We start from the raw sequence: 18,555 nt of genomic DNA, 5'->3' as shown, positions 1-18,555 counted from the left end.
CCGCACCTTTAGGACGACCTGCGGGCTTCCACACCGAGGCCTTCCGGACCGGCCTGCGCCTCCAGCCTCAGCGATAGTCGTTCGGGTCGAGGCCGTGGCGGGCGATCTTGTCGTAGAGGGTCTTTCGGGGTGTCCCGAGCGCCTCGGCCGCCACCCGGACATCGCCGCCGGCCATGATCAGCTCGTCGCGGATCAGGCCGCGCTCGTGGCGGTCCATCTGCTCGGCCAGCGTCGCGGCCTTGGCCGGCTCAGGCACGGCCGGGCCGGTCGGGTTGAGGCCGAGCGCGCAGCGCTCGGCGAAATGGCCGAGCTCGCGCACGTTGCCTGGCCAGTCGTGCCGGCTCAGGTGCTCGCGGATCGACGGGGTGACCGGCGGCGGCTCGCGGTTGAAGCGGGCGGCGGCCTTGCGCAGGAAGTGCTCGAACAGCAGCGCCACGTCCTCGCGCCGCTCGCGCAAGGGCGGGATCGTCACCGAGACGACGTTCAGGCGGTAGTAGAGGTCGTCCCGGAACGTCCCTTGCGCAGCCGCTTGGCCGAGGTCGATCTTGGTCGCGGCCACCACCCGCATGTCGACGGGCTGGACCGCGTTGGTGCCGAGCGGCTCCACCACCCGCTCCTGCAGCACCCGCAGGAGCTTGACCTGGATGGTCAGCGCCATGCTCTCGATCTCGTCGAGGAACAGCGTGCCGCCATCCGCATGCGCGATGCGCCCGACCCGCTTCTTGAGCGCACCCGTGAAGGCGCCGGCCTCGTGGCCGAACAATTCGCTCTCGACCACGGTGTCGGGGAGCGCGCCGCAATTCATCGCGACGAAGTTGCCCTTGGCGCGCCGGCTCCAGCGGTGGAGCGCGCTCGCCACCACCTCCTTGCCCGAGCCGGTCTCTCCCAGCACCATCACGTCGACGTCGGCCTCGGCCACCTCGCGCACGAACTGGCGCAGGCGGGTGATCGCCGGCGAGACGCCGAGGAAGGCCGGGTCCTCCGCCACCGCGGCATCGAGGCGGGAACGCAGGGAGCGGTTCTCGATCACCAGCTTGCGGCGCTCCAGCGCGCGCCGCACCGAAGCGACCAGCGTCTCGGCCGGGTAGGGCTTGGCCAGGAAGTCGTAGGCGCCGGCTCGCATCGCCCGCACCGCCATGGTGATGTCGCCGTGGCCGGTGATCAGGATCACCGGCAGCTCGGGATCGGCCTCCTGCAGGGCGGAGAACAGCCCGAGCCCGTCGAGGCCCGGCAGGCGCACGTCGGTGACGACGACCCCCGGCGGATCGGCGAGGACCGCCCGCAGGGCCGATTCGGCGTCGCCATGGGTCTCGACGGAAAAGCCCGCGAGGTCGAGGCTCTGGCCGTTGGCCCGTCGCACCTCCTCCTCGTCGTCGACGAAGACCACGCGGTCGGACGGCGCTCTCATGCGGCGGTTCCCTCGGTTGCGGACTTGTGGGGTCCGGGCGTCCCGGATCCGGTGGGCGAGGTGGGGGCCAGCGGCAGCTCGACCCGGAACAGCGCCCCGCCCTCCGGCGAGGCGCCGGCCGAGAGGCTGCCGCCGTAATCCTCGACGATGCCGCGCGAGATGGCGAGGCCGAGGCCGAGGCCGCCGGTCTTGGTGGTGAAGAAGGCGTCGAACACCTGGGCGCCCCCGTCGGGCAGGCCGCCGCCGTTGTCGCCCACCTCCAGCACCGCGCGCTCCCCCGCGACCCGCACCGTCACGGTGACGCGGGGATCGGCGACGCCCGCGACCGCGTCGAGGGCGTTCTGCACCAGGTTGACGACGACCTGCTCCACCCGCGGCCCCTCCCCCAGCACATAGGGCGAGGGTTCTGGCAGCGCGAGGTCGAGGGCGATGCCGGCGAGCCGCCCATCCACCACCTCGAGGCTCGACCGAACCACGCCGGCGAGCGCGACCGGATCGCGCCGGCCCGAGGCCTTGCGGGCGAAGCCCTTGAGCTGGCGCGTCAGGCCAGCGATGCGCTCGGTCAGGCGGCCCACCGCCGCGAGGTTCTCGCTCGCCTCCGGCAGACGCTCGCGCTGGATCAGGATGCCGGCATTGTCGGCGTAGGAGCGGATCGCCGCGAGCGGCTGGTTGATCTCGTGCGCCATGCTGGCGGCGAACTGGCCGAGCGCGGCGAGGCGGCCCGCATGGGCGAGCTCGCGCCCGAGGCGCTGGCGCTCGGCCTCCGCCCGCCGGCGCTCGGCGATCTCGCCCTTGAGCTTCTGGTTGGCCTCCGTCAGCGCCCGGGTCCGCTCGCGGACCCGCGCCTCCAGCTCGGTGCGCCGCGCCGCCGCCTCGGCGAGGCTCGCCCGCAGGCGCCGGCGGCGCCCGACGATCTCGGCGAGGCCGAGGCAGGCGAGGCCGACCATCAGGCCGGCGATGACCTGGGCCTGGATCCGCTCGCGGGCCACCGCCACGCCGATCCGCGTCAGGGTGTGGAGTCGCCAGGTGGTGCCCGGGATCGCGGCGTCGAGGGGCATGGCGAGGCGCGCCGGCTCGGCCCCGTGGCCGACCCGCACCAGGGTCCCGTTGGCCGCCGGGTGCAGCGGCAGCGCCTGGAGCGGCGCCTCGCCGAATTCCAGCCGCTCGCGGATCAGCCGGCGCTCGTCGTCGGGCACCGGCCGCAGGGCTCCGAAGCGCCAGGCCGGCTCGCTCGCCACCAGCACGATGCCGCGGGGATCGGTCACCATCACGGTCTCGCCGCCGGTCTCGGCCCCTTTTCGCCAGGCGGCCTCGATGGCGTCGAACTCGACCTTGACCACCACCACCCCGGTCTGCCCGCCGGGCCCGGCGACCCGGCGGCTGAGATAGAGGCCGGGCCGGCCGCTGACGGTGCCGAGGGCGAACTGGCGCCCGGCCCCCTCGGCGAGCGCCTGCTGGAAGTAGGGCCGGAAGGCGTACATCGCCCCGACGAAGCTGCCCGGCTCGCCGGCATTGCTCGCCGCGACCGCCCGCCCGTCCCGGCGGATGACGTAGACGACCGCCGCACCCGACGCCCGGGCGATCTCGGCAAGGCGGTCGTCGACCCGGGCGACGAGGGCCGGGTCGGGCGAGGCGCCGACCACCGCGGCGATCTCCGGGTCGCTGGCGAGCGCGAGCGGCAGCGAACCCTGCTTCTGCATCTCGGTGCGGAAGGCGGCGACGTGGAGCGCGAGCGTCGCGGTGGCCGAGCGCCGCACGTCCGCGAGCGCCGCCCGCTCGGCGTGGCGGCCGGCCAGCACCGCGGCGGCCAGCACCGCGGCGAGCCCCAGGAGCCAGGGCAGCGCCGGCGAGCGCGGCAGGGCGCGCCAGCCGGTCACGGCCGCCCCGCGCGGCACGCCCGGACGGTTGCGGATTTCCGCACGGTTTCCATCCCGCCGTTGCGGCGCGCCGGACCGGTGCGGCGGGCGGTTTCCCCCTGTGTCATGAAAACTCTTTTATTCTGTTGGGTTTAACAAAAAATTTCGGCTTTTCGCCGGCTGGCACGCCGGTTGCCATTGTGTGTCCGTCCGCAGCCTTCCGGTGCGCGGCCGGCCTGTCGCCAGGCCGAAGTTCCCGCCGCAAGGCCAGAGACCCGCCGCAAGGCGCAACAGCAAGAGCATCCCGCGGTCCGCCGCCAACGCCCGTCCTTTCAACGAGCCATTATAGGGAGAACGTCCGATGGCTACGATCCCGTCCCCGCTGACCGCGCCGCACGCGCCGCCGGCCCCCAAGCCGCTCTACAAGACCCTGTACTTCCAGGTCCTGGTCGCCGTCGCGATCGGCATCGCGCTCGGGCACTTCTACCCGCAGCTCGGCGCCGACATGAAGCCGCTCGGCGACGCCTTCATCAAGCTCGTCAAGATGATCATCGCCCCGGTGATCTTCCTCACCGTGGTCTCCGGCATCGCCGGCATGACCAACCTCGAGAAGGTCGGCCGGGTCGGCGGCAAGGCGCTGATCTACTTCCTCACCTTCTCGACGCTCGCGCTGATCGTCGGCCTGGTCATTGCCAACCTCGTCCAGCCGGGCGCGGGGATGCACATCGATCCGAAGTCGCTCGATCCCAAGCAGATCGCGATGTACGCCGACAAGGCGAAGACGCAGACGATCACCGACTTCCTGATGAACATCATCCCGTCGACGGCGGTAGGTGCGTTCTCGGGCGGCGAGATCCTGCAGGTCCTGTTCTTCTCGGTGCTGTTCGGCTTCGGCCTCGCCTTCCTGGGCGAGCGCGGCAAGCCGGTGCTCGACTTCATCAAGATCCTGTCCGAGGCGATCTTCGGCGTCGTCCACATCATCATGAAGGTCGCCCCGATCGGCGCCTTCGGCGCGATGGCCTTCACCATCGGCAAGTACGGCATCGCCTCGCTCGCCAACCTCGCCTACCTGGTCGGCGCCTTCTACCTGACCTCGGCGATCTTCGTCTTCGGCGTCCTCGGTCTCGTCGCCCGCTACAACGGCTTCTCGATCGTCAAGCTGATCCGCTACATCAAGGAGGAGCTGCTGCTCGTGCTGGGCACCTCGTCCTCCGAGTCGGCCCTGCCCTCGCTGCTCGAGAAGATGGAGCGTGCCGGCTGCTCGAAGCCCGTCGTCGGCCTGGTGGTCCCGACCGGCTACTCGTTCAACCTCGACGGCACCAACATCTACATGACCATGGCGGCCCTGTTCATCGCCCAGGCGACGGACACCCCCCTCTCCTACGGCGAGCAGGCCCTGCTGCTCCTCGTCGCGATGCTCTCCTCGAAGGGCGCGGCCGGCGTCACCGGCTCGGGCTTCATCACGCTGGCCGCGACGCTGGCGGTGGTTCCCTCCGTGCCGGTCGTCGGCATGGCGCTGATCCTCGGCATCGACCGCTTCATGTCGGAGTGCCGCGCGCTCACCAACTTCATCGGCAACGCGGTGGCCTGCATCGTGGTCGCCCGCTGGGAGAACGAGGTCGACATGGACCGCCTGAAGGCCGCCCTCGACGGCAACCCGATGCCGCTGGAGGCCCTCCCGCCCCTGCAGCCGACGCTGCAGCCGGCCGAGTAAGGCACGATCCCGGGGTCTCACGACCCCGGATTCCGGATGGGGGCGGCCCTGCGCGCGGCGCGGGGCCGCCCCTTCGCGTTTCCGGGTATCGTCACGCCGAGAGCTTGTCCGACCGGAACGACGCGCGTCCTCCCACCCACGACCTCCTTCGAGGTCGGTCCATCGTTGATGGACCGACACCTCAGGATGAGGTCCTGGGTGGGGAAAAGACACGTGTTCTTCTCGTTCGATGAGTTTCGAGATTCGCTCGGAGGGCGACGATGGCGGGCGGCGACTGGCGCGGGATGGACCGCGCGACCTTGAGCAGGGCCTACGACAATTCCGGCGCGGTGGCCGGCAGCGGCGCCTTCATGGCCTCCCTGCGCGCGCGCAGCGCGGCCTTCCGCGAAGCGAGGGCCGGCGAGCTCGACATCCCGTACGGCACGGGCGAGCGCCAGCGTTTCGACCTCTTCCGATGCGGCCGTGACGGCGCGCCGCTCCTCGCCTTCATCCACGGCGGCTACTGGCAGCGCAACGACAAGGCCGGCTTCGCGGCTTTGGCCGAGGGCCCGCTCGCCCGCGGCCTCGACGTCGCGATGGTCGGCTACACCCTCTGCCCGGAGGCGACGATGACGGCGCTCTGCGCCGAGATCCCGGCGGCGCTGGCGCGCCTTCGCGCCCATGCCGCCCCGCCGCGCCTCGTCGTCTCGGGCTGGTCGGCCGGCGGTCATCTCGCAGCGCTCGCCATGGCCTGCCCGGAGGTCGATGCGGGGCTGGCGGTCTCCGGCGTCTTCGACCTCGCGCCGATCCGGCGCACGGCGCTCGACGACGCGCTCCGCCTCACCGCGGACGAGGTCGCGGCGCTCTCGCCGATCCGGCACCTGCCGCGTCGCGCCGGTCCGCTCACGGTGGCCTACGGCGCCGGCGAGCTGCCGGAGCTGTGCCGGCAGTCGCACGTCTACCAGGCGGCCTGGGCCGGGACCGGCCTCCCCGGCGACCTCCTGCCGCTTGCCGGCGACGACCATTTCACGGTGCTCGACCAGATGGCCCGGCCGGACGGGGCTCTGACCGAGGCGGCCTTGCGGCTGGCGACCGGGTGACCCTGCCCGGGCGGGGCTCGCCGCTCCGCCCTTCCCGCCCTAAAGCTAACGGCGCCGCGACGACCGCGCGGGCCCCGAGGGCGGCCCGGGGGAGGAACAGGAACCGGGCATGGGCCAGCACCACGACCACGCGCACGATCATGGCGACCACGATCACGGCCACGATCACGAACATGCAGGGCACCGCCACGGCCCCGGCCACGTCCACGCCCCGGCGAGCTTCGGCCGCGCCTTCGCGATCGGCATCGCGCTCAACACCGGGTTCGTGCTGATCGAGGGGGCCTACGGCTTCCTCACCGATTCGGTGGCGCTGCTCGCCGATGCCGGCCACAACCTGTCGGACGTGCTCGGCCTCGTCGTCGCCTGGGCGGCGGCGACGCTCGGCCAGCGCCGGCCGACGGCGCGGTTCACCTACGGGCTGCGCTCGTCCTCGATCCTCGCCGCCCTGTTCAACGCGGTGTTCCTGCTGGTCGCGGTCGGCGCCATCGCCTGGGAGGCAGTGCAGCGCTTCCAGGAGCCCGCCCCGGTCCCGGGCCTCACCGTGACCATCGTGGCGCTGATCGGCATCGCGGTGAACGGCGTCACCGCCTGGCTGTTCGCCTCGGGCCGCAAGGGCGACCTCAACATCCGCGGCGCCTACCTGCACATGCTGGCCGATGCCGCGGTGTCGGCCGGCGTGGTGGTGGCGGGCCTCGTCATCCTGTGGACCGGCTGGACCTGGGTCGACCCGCTGACCAGCCTCGTCATCGTGGCGGTGATCGTCGCCGGGACCTGGGGCCTCCTGCGCGACAGCGTCGTGCTCTCGCTCGACGCCGTGCCCCCGGGCATCGACCCGGCGGACGTGCGCCGCTGCCTCGCCGAGCGGCCGGGCGTGACGGAAGTCCACGACCTCCACGTCTGGCCGATGAGCACCACCGATACGGCGCTCACCGCCCATCTGGTGATGCCGGAGGGCCACCCCGGCAACGCCTTCCTCAACGACTGCGCCGCCACCCTACGCGGCCGCTTCGGCATCGCCCACGTCACGCTCCAGGTGGAGCTGGCCGGGGGACCGGCCTGCGCGCTGGCGCCGGACCACGTGGTGTAGGCGGCGCACCGGCCCGGGACGGGGTCCAGACGGCAGCTGTGCGGGCGCGAAGAGCCGTCGCTATAAGGGCGAACAGGCCCGGGACGGCGGGCAACGACGGGAGAGTGCCGGATGCCCGAGATCGATATCGACCATCTGCGCGGCTGGATCGGGCGCAGCCGGGAGGTCGAGGACATCGTGACGCCGCGCCTCGTCGCCGAGTACCGGGCGACGCTCGCCCCCCATCTCGCTCCGGTGGCGTCGGGCGAAGCGCCGCTGGCGCTGCACTGGTGCCTCGCCCCCGAGACCCCGGCGGCCGACGCGCTCGGGCCCGACGGCCACGCGGCGAAGGGCGGGTTCCTGCCGCCGGTACCGCTGCCGCGGCGGATGTGGGCCGGCGGCGAGATCGAGACCCTGGCGCCGCTGCGGATCGGCGACAGGGTGGTGCGGCGCGAGACGGTTTCGGACGTGGCGGTGAAGCACGGGCGTACCGGTATACTGTGCTTCGTCACCGTGCGGCACGAGTACGAGACCGCGCGCGGCCTCGCGATCCGCGACCGGCAGGACATCGTCTACCGCGAGGCGAGCCGGCCGGGCGACGCCGCGCCGACGGCGAAACCCGTTCCCGCCGAGGACGAGGCCGCCTGGTCGGTCGAGGCGAATTCCGTGCTGCTGTTTCGCTACTCCGCGATGACCTTCAACGGTCATCGCTTCCACTACGACCATCCCTACGCCACGCAGGTCGAGGGCTATCCCGGCCTCGTCGTGCACGGGCCGATGCAGGCGAGCCTGCTCCTCAACCTCGCGGCTTTGCGCCTCGGCCGGGTGCCGGCGCGGTTCCGCTACCGCGGCGTCGCGCCGATGATCGCCGGCTCGCGCTTCGCGGTGGCGGGGCGACGCGAGGGCCAGGGCGAGGCGTTCCAGGGCTGGACCGCCGTCGACGGCGCGGTGTGCATGGAGGCGGAAGCCGAGGGCTGAGGATGGAGGCGGAGGCTGGGAGTTAGGCGATCGGCGCATTGCGCCGCGGGGCCCGAACTGTCAGCCTCGCGACCAAACCAGAACGCGAAACAGACCGCGAAGACGAGGAAACGCCATGCCGACCCTGACCCGCCGCGCGCTCGCGGCCGGCACCGCCCTGCTGCTCCTGTCGGGCGCCGCCCTGGCCCAGGCGCCGATCGTGATCAAGTTCAGCCACGTCGTGGCGCCCGACACGCCGAAGGGCCGCGGCGCCGACAAGTTCAAGGAGCTGGCGGAAAAGTATACCGGCGGCAAGGTGAAGGTGGAGGTCTACCCGAACTCGCAGCTGTTCAAGGACAAGGAGGAGGTCGAGGCGCTGCAGCTCGGCGCGGTGCAGATGCTGGCGCCGTCGCTGGCGAAGTTCGGCCCGCTCGGCGCCAAGGAATTCGAGGTCTTCGACCTGCCCTACATCCTGCCCGACAAGGCGGCCCTGCGCCGTGTCACCGACGGGGCGCTCGGCAAGCGGCTGTTCGACAAGCTGCAGTCGAAGGGCATCACCGGGCTCGCCTATTGGGACAACGGCTTCAAGGTGATGAGCGCCAACAAGCCGTTGCGGATGCCGGCCGATTTCCGCGGCCTGAAGATGCGGATCCAGTCCTCGAAGGTGCTGGAGGCGCAGTTCCGCGCGCTCGGCGCGCTCCCGCAGGTGATGGCCTTCTCGGAGGTCTACCAGGGCATGCAGACCGGCGTCGTCGACGGCTCGGAGAACACCCCCTCGAACATGTTCACCCAGAAACACCACGAGGTGCAGAAGTTCATCACCCTGTCCGATCACGGCTATATCGGCTACGCGGTGATCACCAACAAGAAGTTCTGGGACGGCCTGCCGGCCGAGATCCGCACCGAGCTCGACAAGGCGATGACGGAGGCGACCGTCTACGCCAACCAGGTCGCCGACAAGGACAATGCCGACGCGCTCGAGGAGATGAAGAAGTCGGGCAAGACCACCTTCGTCACCCTCACCCCCGACGAGAAGGCGGCCTGGAAGGCGGCCCTGGAACCGGTCACCGCCGACATGGCCAAGCGCGTCGGCAAAGACGTGATCGACGAGTTCCAGAAGGAGGCGAAGGGCGGGACGCAGTAGCCGCCCGTCACGACACCACGCCTCATGGTTCCCGTCAGGCGGTCGTCGAGCGCGGTGCGGCAGCGGTGGACCCCGCTGGCGCCGGCTTCGACGCCGCGCTGCGGGTCGCGGGGCCACCGGATCTGTCGCTGGTCTCGCGCCGGGGCATGCCCGTCGCGGCCCCGGTCGTGGCTTCGCCCGCCGATCTCGCCTGCCATTGCCGGCCGTCCCACCCGGACGATCTCGATCCCGGGCACTGCCTCGGCGACGCCTACCGGGCGCTGCGGGGCGTCCGGCATTTCGACGGTCCCGGCGGCGCGCACGCGACAATCGTCCCGTCGGGTCGCGTGTGCGTCACCAATGCCGACGCGCCGATGGCAGCGATGAAGTCCGGCCGCTCGACGGCCTCGGCAGCGCCGAGCGGCCGGACTTCATCGCCGCCGAGCACCTCGCCGACAGGCGGCGCGCTGTCCTTCGTGACCCGCAGCGAATCAGGCGCGGCCTGCGAATGGCGCGGCCCGTAGACCCCGTGCCCGAGGTCAGCCCGGCTCGACCGCCGCCCGCGCCTCCGTCAGCCGGGCCGCGTAGCGGGCGATCAGGTCGACCTCGAGGTTGAGCCGGTCGCCGACACGGCGCTCGCCCCAGGTGGTGACCGCGAGGGTGTGGGGGATCAGCAGCACCGTGAAGGTGTCGCCCGCGACGCCGTTGACCGTGAGCGAGGTGCCGTCGAGGCAGACGGACCCCTTCTCGGCGATGAAGCGGGCGAGCGCCGCCGGGGCCCGGAGCACGAAGCGCTCGCTCGGCGCCCAACTGTCCCCCGCCCCGGACGCGTCGCCGGCCTGGCCGGTCACCGGCTCGCGGGCGACGATCTCGGCCAGCCCATCGACATGGCCGGTGACGAGGTGGCCGCCAAGCTCGTCGCCGATCTTGAGCGAGCGCTCCAGGTTCACCCGCATGCCCGGGGCCCACGCACCGACGGTGGTGCGCGCCAGGGTCTCGGCGGCGGCGTCGACCTCGAAGGTACAGCCGCCCTCGCGCGGCGTCACCGTGACGGCAGTGAGGCAGGGGCCCGCGCAGGCGATCGAGGCGCCGATCAGGATGCCGGCTGGGTCGTAGGCGCAGTCGATGGCGATGCGCTTGAGTTTCGAATCGCCGGACACCGCGGCCACGCGGCCGACATCCGAGACGAGGCCGGTGAACATCTAGGGGCTCCGTGCGTGGCAGGTGAAGAGATCGGTGCCGATCCGGTACTCCTCGGCGACCGGGAAGTCCGGCGAGGCGAGGCGCGCGGCGAGGTGCGGACCGACCGCCGGCAGGCCGGGCTGCCCGAGGGCGCGGTCGCCGGTGACGAGGAGGCACTCGTCGACGAGGTTCTCGCGCGCGAGCGCCTCGGCGAGCGTCGGCCCGCCCTCCGAGCAGATCCGGGTCAGCCCGAGGGCGCCCAGGATCCGCATCGCCTCCGGCAGGTCGATGCGGCCGTCCGGCGTCACCGGCACCCGCTCGACCTCCGCGCCCGCGGCGACGAGGGCGCCCTCCGCCAGGGCGGGGGCATCGGGACCGCACAGGATCAGGGTCGGGACGACCGCGCTGGTGCGCACCAGGCCGGCGCTCGGCGGCGTGCGCAGGGCGGGGTCGAGGACGATGCGCAGGGGCGAGCGGTCCGCCATCCCGGGCAGGCGCACGGTGAGCTGGGGATCGTCGGCGAGCACCGTGCCGACGCCGACCATGATGGCGTCGCAATGGGCCCGCTGCAGGTGGATCTCCGCGGTGGCGCGGGGGCCGCTGATCATCAGCCGCCCCTCCCCGCCCGCCGCGTAGCCGTCCGCCGTACGGGCGAGCTTGAGGAAGAGCGCCGGCCGGCCGCGGACGACCCGGCTGACGTGACCGCGCTGGTCGCGCGCCGCCTCGGCCCCGAGCAGCCCGACCGAAACCGCAAGTCCCGCCTGTGCCAGCCGGGCGTGGCCGCGCCCGGCGACCCGCGAATCGGGATCGTCCATCGCGCTCACCACCCGGGCGATCCCCGCCTCGATGGTGGCGTCGGCGCAAGGCGAGGTGCGGCCGTGATGCGAGCACGGCTCGAGGGTGACGTAGAGGGTGGCGCCGCGGGCGGCCTCGCCGGCCGCCGCGATCGCGACGCGCTCGGCATGCGGGCGGCCGCCGGCCTGCGTCACGCCCTGGGCGAGGATCCGCTCGGCGCCCGGGGGACCGCCGACCAGCACGGCCCCGACCGACGGGTTCGGCCAAGCGCGGCCGAGATGGCGCCGGCCGAGGGCGAGGGCGAGGCGCATGTAGCGCCGGTCGGCCTCCTCGCGCGTCGGGTCCGGCGCGCTCACGGCGCGCGGCTCCGGGGCCGGCGGGCCGGCGGCGGCTCCTCGGCGGCCGGCTCCTCCCCGGGCGTCGCCGCCGGGAGCGCGGCCTGCGCCGCACCGGCGGCGAGATGGCCGAGCAGCTCCTCGAAGTCGCGGGCCTCGCGGAAGTTCTTGTAGACCGAGGCGAAGCGCACGTAGGCCACGTCGTCGAGGCCCTTCAACCCCTCCATCACCGCCTCGCCGATCGCCTCGCTGGTCACCTCGGCCTCGCCGGAACTCTCCAGCCGGCGGGTGATGCCGCTCACCAGGCGCTCGATCCGCTCCGCCTCGACCGGCCGCTTGCGGAGCGCCGTCTCGACCGAGCGCTGGAGCTTGTCGCGGTCGAACGGGACCTTGCGGCCCGAGCGCTTGACGACGATCAGCTCGCGCAATTGCACCCGCTCGAAGGTGGTGAAGCGGCCGCCGCAATCTGGGCAGATGCGCCGGCGCCGGATCGCCGAGCTGTCGTCGCTCGGCCGGGAATCCTTCACCTGCGTGTCGAGGCCGCCGCAATAGGGGCACCGCATCGGCCGCCCGTTCCTCTGTGTACGGAAAAAGGGCCGGTCCCGCGAGGGACCGGCCCCGGAAGGGCCGTGTTCTAGAGCGCTCCCGGCAGAAGGGGAAGCCGGGAGATCGCTCCCGCGATCAGGCGTAGATCGGGAAGCGGTCGGTCAGGGCGTGGACCTCGCGCTTGGCCTGCTCCTCGGCGCCGGCATCGCCCGTCTCGCCGGCGCGGTGCAGCCCGTCGAGGACCTGGACGATCAGCTCGCCGACCTTCTTGAACTCGGCGACGCCGAAGCCGCGCGAGGTCGCGGCCGGGGTGCCGAGACGGATGCCCGAGGTGATGGTCGGCTTCTGCGGGTCGAACGGCACGCCGTTCTTGTTGCAGGTGATGCCGGCACGGGTCAGCGCGGCCTCGGCCGCCTTGCCGGTCAGCTCCTTGGCGCGCAGGTCGACCAGCATCAGGTGGTTGTCGGTGCCGCCCGAGGTGATGTCGTAGCCGCCCGAGATGATGGTGTCGGCGAGCGCGCGGGCGTTCTCCACCACCTGCTTGGCGTAGAGCTTGAACTCGGGGGTGAGCGCCTCGCCGAAGGCCACCGCCTTGCCGGCGATGACGTGCATCAGCGGACCGCCCTGGAGGCCCGGGAACACCGCCGAGTTCAGCTTCTTGGCCAGCGCCTCGTCGTTGGTCAGGATCATGCCGCCGCGCGGGCCGCGGAGGGTCTTGTGGGTCGTGGTGGTGACGACGTGGGCGTGCGGGAACGGCGACGGGTGCACGCCGCCGGCCACCAGGCCGGCGAAATGGGCCATGTCGACGAAGAAGATGGCGCCGACGCTGTCGGCGATCTCGCGGAACTTGGCGAAGTCCCAGTGGCGCGGATAACCCGAGCCGCCGGCGATGATCACCTTGGGCTTGTGCTCCTGGGCCAAGCGCTCGACCTGCTCCATGTCAATGCGCTGGTCCTCGCGGCGCACCGTGTAGGAGACCGGCTTGAACCACTTGCCCGAGACGTTCGGGGGCGCGCCGTGGGTGAGGTGGCCGCCGGCCGCCAGATCGAGACCGAGGAAGGTGTCGCCCGGCTGCATGGTCGCCATGAACACGGCCTGGTTCGCCTGCGAGCCGGAATTCGGCTGCACGTTGGCGAAGTCGCAGCCGAACAGGCGCTTGGCGCGCTCGATGGCGAGGTTCTCGGCGATGTCGACGAACTCGCAGCCGCCGTAGTAGCGCCGGCCCGGATAGCCCTCGGCGTACTTGTTGGTCAGCACCGAGCCTTGAGCCTCGAGCACGGCGCGCGAGACGATGTTCTCCGAGGCGATCAGCTCGATCTCGTGCTGCTGACGGCCGAGTTCCTGCGCGACCGCGCGGGCGAGCTCGGGATCGGCATCGGCCAGCGACGCGGAGAAGAACGAATTGGACCGGGTGTTGGCGGCGGTGCCCACGCTCATGATGGCCTCGGAGTTGTCGGGAGCCGCCCGGGCGACGCGCCGGTGCGGAAGTCAAGGACGGGGATCGGCCAGCTTCTACACGCGGGCGACGGGGGAGTCCAAGGCCGGAGCGCCGCACATTTGTCTGTGAGCGACATCTCCCGCCGCCTGCGGGTCGAGGTCCCGGACCTCGCATCGGGGCGATCGGTGCCGGCGACCGGTCGGCCGGGACCGATCCGCGTGCAGGGTGGATTTGAAACGTCGGAAAAGGAACTCAAAAAATTCTAAAGCGCCGTTGATGAAAATTCGTGGTCCGCCGGACGTCCCGCACGAGCCGGCACGGCTCGCGCGATCACGGACCGGCCCGGCCAAAAGCCCCGATCAGGCCAGTCGTACCACTCGGCGCCGGCTCTGCCGTCGCGCCTCCACCAAGAATGCCTGCCTTAATCCAAGGTCACGGAAATTTTATCGACATCCCATTCAGTGCGAAAACCTGTGTCGGCCAGATCACTCGGCGCGAGAAACCGAAGAGAAACCGTCCGTATCTGGCAAGGAAGCACGGCACCGTAGCCTGTCAGCCCTAGGCAGCGCAGCGTTGCGGCGTCACAGATCGTCCGCCTTTTGATTGCACGAGAGGGAAACCGCGCTTCATGTTCAAGTCGCTGCTCACCGCCGGCGCCGCCGTCGCCCTGTCGGTCGGCGCCGCCTCGGCCGCCGACCTGCCGCGCCGGGTCGCGCCGCCGCCGGTCTTCACGCCGGTGCCGGTCTTCACCTGGACCGGGGCCTATTTCGGCATCAATGCCGGCTACGCCTACACGGAAGCCGATACCGTCCGCACGGTCGGTATCGGCGCGCTCCAGGCCAACGTGACCAACGGGCTTCGCCGCGAGGCGGTCCCGCTGGCGCAGGACGGCTTCACCGCCGGCGGCCAGGTCGGCTACAACTACCAGTTCACGCCCGGCTCCGGCATCGTCGTCGGCCTCGAGGCCGATGCGGCCTACACCGACCTGAACCGCCGCCGCACCGAGTCGATCTTCCTGCCGGCGTTCAACGCCAACCAGCTCACCAACACCTACCGGGCGGATCTGAGCTTCCTCGGCACGGTACGGGGCCGGATTGGCTACGCCTTCGACCGGTTCCTGGTCTACGGGACCGGCGGCTTCGCCTACGGCGACGTGACCCAGACGGTCGCCTTCCAGACCGGCGTGCCGCAGACCTACTTCGGCAACCGCTCGCGGATCGAGACCGGCTACGCCTATGGCGGCGGCGTCGAGTACGCCCTGCCGACCGACTCGTTCCTGAACTTCTTCAAGTCGAATGCGGTGACGGTGAAGGCGGAATACATCCGCTACGACCTCGGCAGCCGCAACCTCCTGGTCGCCTCGACCGGCGGTCCGGGCGTCGGCTACATCTCGCGCTTCCGCACCGAGGGCAGCCTGGTGCGCGCGGGCCTGAACTTCAAGTTCGGCACCTTCTAGAGCATTTCTCGACGAGGCGGATGCCGGCTCGTCGAAGGAAATGGGGCGAAAGCGAAAATCCAGAGAGCTTCGCGACTGCAACGCGATCGCGGAGCGCTCTGGCGCCTGCTCCGCCCCGGGCTTCAGGTCCGGGGCGGTTCTCCTTCAGTAATGCGGCGGGGGAGGCTCGTCCCCTGCCTCGGTTGGCCGCTCGGCCATCTCGCGCACCCGCTCGCGCAGGGCGGCGAGGTGCCGCGTCAGGAGGTCGATCGCGCTCCACTGCTCGGTGACGATGCGGTTCAGGTCCTCGATCGTCGCGTCCTGGTGGGCGATGCGGGCTTCCAGCGCGTCGAGGCGGGATTCGGGATCGGGAGTCATGAGGGTGTCCACTCACGCGAAAACGGCCCGGGCGCAAGCCCGGGCCGTTTTCGATTCGGACTGTCGAAGGGCGATCAGTTTGTCTGATCGTCGTCGGGCGCGTCGGGGTTGAAGTTGCGCGGGCCGGCGGCGGCGGCGGCCATCGAGGCGGTCGGGGCGCCGGCGCCGTCGCGCTTGTAGATGTCGTCGCGGAACTGCACGAGGCCGTCCGGGGTCGACCAAGCGGTGATGTAGGTCCAGTAGACCGGGATCGGCGCCACCGGTCGGGCATCGACCCGCTGGCCGCCCTGGATGATCGCCTCGATCGTGTCCGGGTTGGCGTTCGGGGTGCCCTGCAGGATCCAGGACACGTACTCGCGCACGTTCTGCACGCGCACGCAGCCCGAGGAGACGAAGCGGAAATCGTCGCCGAAGATGCCCTTGGCCGGCGTGTCGTGCATGTACACGCCGTGCGGGTTCGGGATGTTGATCCGCACGAAGCCCATCGAGTTCAGGTCGACGCCCGGATCCTGGCGGAAGCGGTAGCGGGTCGCCTCGTCGGAATGCCAGTTGACCTGGGACGGCGGGATCTCGCGGTCGCCGTTGAAGATGCGGATCTTGTTGTCGGTCAGGTAGGCCGGATCCTTCTGCATCTTCGGGATCAGGTCCTTCTTGATGATCGAGGCCGGCACCGTCCAGTAGGGGTTGAAGTTCACCTCCTGGATCTTGGCGTTCATGATCGGCGACTGGCGGTCGATCTTGCCGACGCCGGCGGCGTGGCGGGTCGCGACGTGGTCGCCGTCGACCGTCTCGACGAGCGCCGCCGGGATGTTGACGATGACGTAGCGCTCGCCGAGGTTGCCCGAGTACGACCGCAGGCGCACCGCGTTCAGCTCGAGCTGGCGCAGGCGCACGTCCGCCGGGACGTTCATCGCCTGGACGGTGGTGACGTTCATCGCGCCGGTCTGGTTCAGGCCGTGGCGGGCCTGGAACCGGCGCACGCCGGCCTCGACATAGGAATCATAGACCGGCGAGGAGCCGGCCGCCGGGTCGAGGTCGCCGGAGACGATCAGGCGCTGGCGCAGGGCGGTGACCGCCGGGCTCTTCGAGCCGACGCGCAGGCGCTCGGCGCCCGCCACCGCCTGCCAGCCGCCGCGGGCGACGATGTCGCGGTAGCGCTCGACCATCTGCTCGGTCGCCGCCAGGGTCTGGGGCGAGAGGATCGGCGTGTTCGAGCGCTGCACGCGCATCGTGGCGGCCGAGTCGTAGTTCTGCGCCCACTCCGCCTGGGCCAGCGAGCCGCCCCGGTCCTGGGCCAGGGCCGGGAAGGCGGTGGCGGCCAGGAGAGCCAGGCCGAGCGAACCGGTGAGGGAAACGCGTGTCAGCATGGGAAATTTGCTCTCGAACCTGTGACGCGGGGCGAATAGTTCGGCATCGTGCCGCTTGCGCCCCATTCTATGGCCCGTGACGGTGCCGGTGTGCGGTTAAGACTCCATGAGGAGCGGGCCAGATTGTGGCGCCGGGCGGGCGCCGCTGTGGAGCGGTCAGCTGGGCTGTGGACTGCGGCAATCGCGCAACAGGATGCAGACGATGCGGCTGTGGATCCCGGACCCTGGACATTCCGCGCCATGGCGCGACCGCGACGCCTGGGCTATGTCGGACGCATGAGCGATCTCGGGCACGGACGGAGCGGGAGGACGGCGCGCTGGCGCGCTGTCGCCGCCGTGCTGTCGCTCTACGGTCTCGTGCTCCAGGCCTTCCTCACCGGCCTGGCGCCGGTGCCGGCTGCCGCGGGCGCCGGCATCATCTGCCAATCCCATCAGGGGGCCGGCGGGAGCGAGGCTGTCGCCCACGCCCATGCCTGCTGCACCGTCGCCTGTCCGGGGCTCGCCGCCCCGCCGGAGCCGGCTGCCGCCGAGGCGTGGCCCGCCCGCACGGCGACTGACCTGTCCTGGCCCGGCGAGGCCGCCGCGCCGATCCGCGGTCCACCCGCCCGTCCCGCTTCCGCGCGCGGTCCACCGGCCGCGTGACGCCCATCGGGCAGCGCCGCTGCCCATGCCCCGTCACGCTCGTTGTCCGGACCCGATTCCCATGACCTTCTCGCTTCGCGCCGGCCTTACCGCCGCGCTCTCCCTCGCCGCCGCTCCCGCCCTCGCCCACGCCGTCCTGGCGATCACGCAGGCGAGCCCGAACCAGACCTATCGCGGCGTGGTCCAGATCGGGCACGGCTGCGACGGCCGGGCCACCAAGTCCGTCACCGTCACGATCCCCGAGGGCGTGATCGCCGCCAAGCCGATGCCGAAGGCCGGCTGGGAGCTCGCCACCGCGAAGGGGCCGTACGCCCGCGCCTACCCGTCCTACCACGGCACCGTCGCGGAGGGCGTGAAGACGATCACCTGGACGGGGGCGCTGCCCGACGACCAGTACGACGAGTTCGTGTTTCAGGCCCGCCTCACCGACGCCGTGGCGCCGGGCGGCACGGTCTACTTCCCGGTGCGCCAGGATTGCGACGGCGCCGTCGCCGACTGGCGCGAGATCCCGGCCGCCGGCCAGTCCGCCCGCGACCTGAAATCGCCCGCCCCGGGCGTGCGGATCGTGGCGGCCGCCACCGCGGCTCCCGCCGCCGCGCCGGCCGCGTCCCCGGCGACGATCAAGGCCGGCGACCTCGCCATCACGGCGCCGTGGATCCGGGCGACTCCCGGCGGCGCCAAGGTGGCCGGCGGCTATCTCGAAGTCACCAATACCGGCAAGGAGCCGGACCGGCTGCTCTCGGCCTCGATCCCGCTCGCGGCCCGCGGCGAGGTGCACCAGATGTCGATGGACAAGGGTGTCGCCAAGATGGCGCCGGTGGAGGGCGGCCTCGTCGTCAAGCCGGGCGAGACCGTGGCGCTGAAGCCCGGCGGCTACCACCTGATGTTCCTCGACCTGAAGGGACCCGCCAAGGCCGGCGAGACCCTGGAGGGCACCCTCACCTTCGAGCGCGCCGGCACCGTCCCGGTCCGTTTCGCCGTCGGCGCCATCGGGGCGTCGGCGCCGGAGGCGGGCGGCCATCACCATCATTGATGGGGTAGCCGGCGCCTCTCCGGATCGTAGGGCTTGTCCACCTCTCCGCTCGAGCGACAGGGCTGACCGGACAACGGGGAAGGCGCGGGTCTCCCCTCTCCAGGCATACCGGGCTTGCCCGATATCGGCTGGAGAGGGAATCCCGCCGTCGATCTTCCAAGGATTGACGCATCCGGTCCTGCGGGAGCGGTCAGTCGGACT

Annotated in this window: 17 protein-coding genes; 9 read left to right on the top strand and 8 right to left on the bottom strand. The window is 71.6% G+C overall.

Going from position 1 to position 18,555, the window contains the following annotated elements; translation table 11 throughout:
- Positions 1 to 67: 67 nt before the first annotated feature.
- Positions 68 to 1,408, bottom strand: a complete 1,341-nt coding sequence (locus V3T34_RS05815; protein ID WP_305079797.1) for a sigma-54-dependent transcriptional regulator — start codon at positions 1,406 to 1,408, stop codon at positions 68 to 70.
- Positions 1,405 to 3,285, bottom strand: a complete 1,881-nt coding sequence (locus V3T34_RS05810) for a sensor histidine kinase (protein ID WP_331369124.1) — start codon at positions 3,283 to 3,285, stop codon at positions 1,405 to 1,407. The genes V3T34_RS05815 and V3T34_RS05810 overlap by 4 nt, the downstream gene beginning before the upstream one ends.
- A 340-nt stretch (positions 3,286 to 3,625) precedes the next feature.
- On the opposite strand from V3T34_RS05810, the gene V3T34_RS05805 reads away from it, so the two are divergent.
- From V3T34_RS05805 to V3T34_RS05780, 6 genes are all read left to right on the top strand, one after another.
- A complete protein-coding gene (locus V3T34_RS05805) occupies positions 3,626 to 4,978 on the top strand; it encodes a dicarboxylate/amino acid:cation symporter (protein WP_305079539.1) in 1,353 nt (450 codons plus the stop codon).
- Positions 4,979 to 5,238: 260 nt separating this feature from the next.
- Positions 5,239 to 6,057, top strand: a complete 819-nt coding sequence (locus tag V3T34_RS05800; RefSeq protein WP_305079538.1) for an alpha/beta hydrolase — start codon at positions 5,239 to 5,241, stop codon at positions 6,055 to 6,057.
- A gap of 109 nt (positions 6,058 to 6,166) precedes the next feature.
- Positions 6,167 to 7,144, top strand: a complete 978-nt coding sequence (locus V3T34_RS05795; RefSeq protein WP_305079537.1) for a cation diffusion facilitator family transporter — start codon at positions 6,167 to 6,169, stop codon at positions 7,142 to 7,144.
- Between the two features lie 111 nt (positions 7,145 to 7,255).
- Positions 7,256 to 8,101: an HTD2 family dehydratase gene (locus tag V3T34_RS05790; protein ID WP_305079536.1), complete on the top strand. Its 846-nt coding sequence runs from the start codon at positions 7,256 to 7,258 to the stop codon at positions 8,099 to 8,101.
- 115 nt (positions 8,102 to 8,216) lie between these two features.
- On the top strand, positions 8,217 to 9,224 hold the full coding sequence (locus V3T34_RS05785; protein ID WP_091884455.1) for a TRAP transporter substrate-binding protein: 1,008 nt from the start codon (positions 8,217 to 8,219) through the stop codon (positions 9,222 to 9,224).
- Positions 9,225 to 9,289: 65 nt separating this feature from the next.
- Positions 9,290 to 9,727 carry a type 2 periplasmic-binding domain-containing protein gene (locus V3T34_RS05780; protein WP_305079535.1) on the top strand — a complete coding sequence of 146 codons (438 nt, stop codon included), beginning with the start codon at positions 9,290 to 9,292 and terminating at the stop codon, positions 9,725 to 9,727.
- Between the two features lie 15 nt (positions 9,728 to 9,742).
- Here the strand turns inward: V3T34_RS05780 and V3T34_RS05775 are convergent, their stop codons facing one another.
- The 4 genes from V3T34_RS05775 to glyA form a co-directional block, all read right to left on the bottom strand.
- Entirely contained in the window at positions 9,743 to 10,405 is a 663-nt protein-coding gene (locus V3T34_RS05775; RefSeq protein ID WP_305079534.1) for a riboflavin synthase, read from the bottom strand.
- Complete coding sequence (gene ribD / locus V3T34_RS05770; RefSeq protein WP_305079541.1) at positions 10,406 to 11,491, bottom strand: bifunctional diaminohydroxyphosphoribosylaminopyrimidine deaminase/5-amino-6-(5-phosphoribosylamino)uracil reductase RibD; 1,086 nt, start codon at positions 11,489 to 11,491, stop codon at positions 10,406 to 10,408.
- A gap of 41 nt (positions 11,492 to 11,532) precedes the next feature.
- On the bottom strand, positions 11,533 to 12,078 hold the full coding sequence (nrdR, locus tag V3T34_RS05765) for a transcriptional regulator NrdR (RefSeq protein ID WP_060848752.1): 546 nt from the start codon (positions 12,076 to 12,078) through the stop codon (positions 11,533 to 11,535).
- Positions 12,079 to 12,196: 118 nt separating this feature from the next.
- Positions 12,197 to 13,498: a serine hydroxymethyltransferase gene (glyA, locus tag V3T34_RS05760; RefSeq protein WP_060848751.1), complete on the bottom strand. Its 1,302-nt coding sequence runs from the start codon at positions 13,496 to 13,498 to the stop codon at positions 12,197 to 12,199.
- A 629-nt stretch (positions 13,499 to 14,127) separates the two neighbouring features.
- On the opposite strand from glyA, the gene V3T34_RS05755 reads away from it, so the two are divergent.
- Positions 14,128 to 14,955 carry an outer membrane protein gene (locus V3T34_RS05755; protein ID WP_060848750.1) on the top strand — a complete coding sequence of 276 codons (828 nt, stop codon included), beginning with the start codon at positions 14,128 to 14,130 and terminating at the stop codon, positions 14,953 to 14,955.
- A 144-nt stretch (positions 14,956 to 15,099) separates the two neighbouring features.
- On the opposite strand, the gene V3T34_RS05750 is transcribed toward V3T34_RS05755, so the two are convergent.
- Together V3T34_RS05750 and V3T34_RS05745 are read right to left on the bottom strand one after the other, a co-directional pair.
- Positions 15,100 to 15,312: a SlyX family protein gene (locus V3T34_RS05750; RefSeq protein ID WP_060848749.1), complete on the bottom strand. Its 213-nt coding sequence runs from the start codon at positions 15,310 to 15,312 to the stop codon at positions 15,100 to 15,102.
- A gap of 74 nt (positions 15,313 to 15,386) precedes the next feature.
- Complete coding sequence (locus V3T34_RS05745; protein ID WP_060848748.1) at positions 15,387 to 16,679, bottom strand: L,D-transpeptidase family protein; 1,293 nt, start codon at positions 16,677 to 16,679, stop codon at positions 15,387 to 15,389.
- A 240-nt stretch (positions 16,680 to 16,919) separates the two neighbouring features.
- Between V3T34_RS05745 and V3T34_RS05740 the strand changes: the two genes are divergently transcribed.
- Together V3T34_RS05740 and V3T34_RS05735 are read left to right on the top strand one after the other, a co-directional pair.
- A complete protein-coding gene (locus tag V3T34_RS05740) occupies positions 16,920 to 17,321 on the top strand; it encodes a hypothetical protein (protein ID WP_305079532.1) in 402 nt (133 codons plus the stop codon).
- 61 nt (positions 17,322 to 17,382) lie between these two features.
- Positions 17,383 to 18,354, top strand: a complete 972-nt coding sequence (locus tag V3T34_RS05735) for a DUF1775 domain-containing protein (RefSeq protein ID WP_305079531.1) — start codon at positions 17,383 to 17,385, stop codon at positions 18,352 to 18,354.
- Positions 18,355 to 18,555 lie beyond the last annotated feature (201 nt).

This window comes from Methylobacterium ajmalii, assembly GCF_036448855.1.
In the GTDB taxonomy this organism is placed as follows: Bacteria; Pseudomonadota; Alphaproteobacteria; order Rhizobiales; family Beijerinckiaceae; genus Methylobacterium; species Methylobacterium ajmalii.
Note: the sequence above shows the minus strand (reverse complement) of the source record. Positions and strands in the feature narration are given on the sequence as shown.

Bases quoted from the DNA above. Each gene is read 5' to 3' on its own strand.
- V3T34_RS05815 (WP_305079797.1), bottom strand. From the start codon at position 1,408: ATGAGAGCGCCGTCCGACCGCGTGGTCTTCGTCGACGACGAGGAGGAG.
- V3T34_RS05805 (WP_305079539.1), top strand. From the start codon at position 3,626: ATGGCTACGATCCCGTCCCCGCTGACCGCGCCGCACGCGCCGCCGGCC.
- V3T34_RS05800 (WP_305079538.1), top strand. From the start codon at position 5,239: ATGGCGGGCGGCGACTGGCGCGGGATGGACCGCGCGACCTTGAGCAGG.
- V3T34_RS05795 (WP_305079537.1), top strand. From the start codon at position 6,167: ATGGGCCAGCACCACGACCACGCGCACGATCATGGCGACCACGATCAC.
- V3T34_RS05790 (WP_305079536.1), top strand. From the start codon at position 7,256: ATGCCCGAGATCGATATCGACCATCTGCGCGGCTGGATCGGGCGCAGC.
- V3T34_RS05785 (WP_091884455.1), top strand. From the start codon at position 8,217: ATGCCGACCCTGACCCGCCGCGCGCTCGCGGCCGGCACCGCCCTGCTG.
- V3T34_RS05775 (WP_305079534.1), bottom strand. From the start codon at position 10,405: ATGTTCACCGGCCTCGTCTCGGATGTCGGCCGCGTGGCCGCGGTGTCC.
- ribD (WP_305079541.1), bottom strand. From the start codon at position 11,491: ATGCGCCTCGCCCTCGCCCTCGGCCGGCGCCATCTCGGCCGCGCTTGG.
- nrdR (WP_060848752.1), bottom strand. From the start codon at position 12,078: ATGCGGTGCCCCTATTGCGGCGGCCTCGACACGCAGGTGAAGGATTCC.
- glyA (WP_060848751.1), bottom strand. From the start codon at position 13,498: ATGAGCGTGGGCACCGCCGCCAACACCCGGTCCAATTCGTTCTTCTCC.
- V3T34_RS05755 (WP_060848750.1), top strand. From the start codon at position 14,128: ATGTTCAAGTCGCTGCTCACCGCCGGCGCCGCCGTCGCCCTGTCGGTC.
- V3T34_RS05750 (WP_060848749.1), bottom strand. From the start codon at position 15,312: ATGACTCCCGATCCCGAATCCCGCCTCGACGCGCTGGAAGCCCGCATC.
- V3T34_RS05745 (WP_060848748.1), bottom strand. From the start codon at position 16,679: ATGCTGACACGCGTTTCCCTCACCGGTTCGCTCGGCCTGGCTCTCCTG.
- V3T34_RS05740 (WP_305079532.1), top strand. From the start codon at position 16,920: ATGGCGCGACCGCGACGCCTGGGCTATGTCGGACGCATGAGCGATCTC.
- V3T34_RS05735 (WP_305079531.1), top strand. From the start codon at position 17,383: ATGACCTTCTCGCTTCGCGCCGGCCTTACCGCCGCGCTCTCCCTCGCC.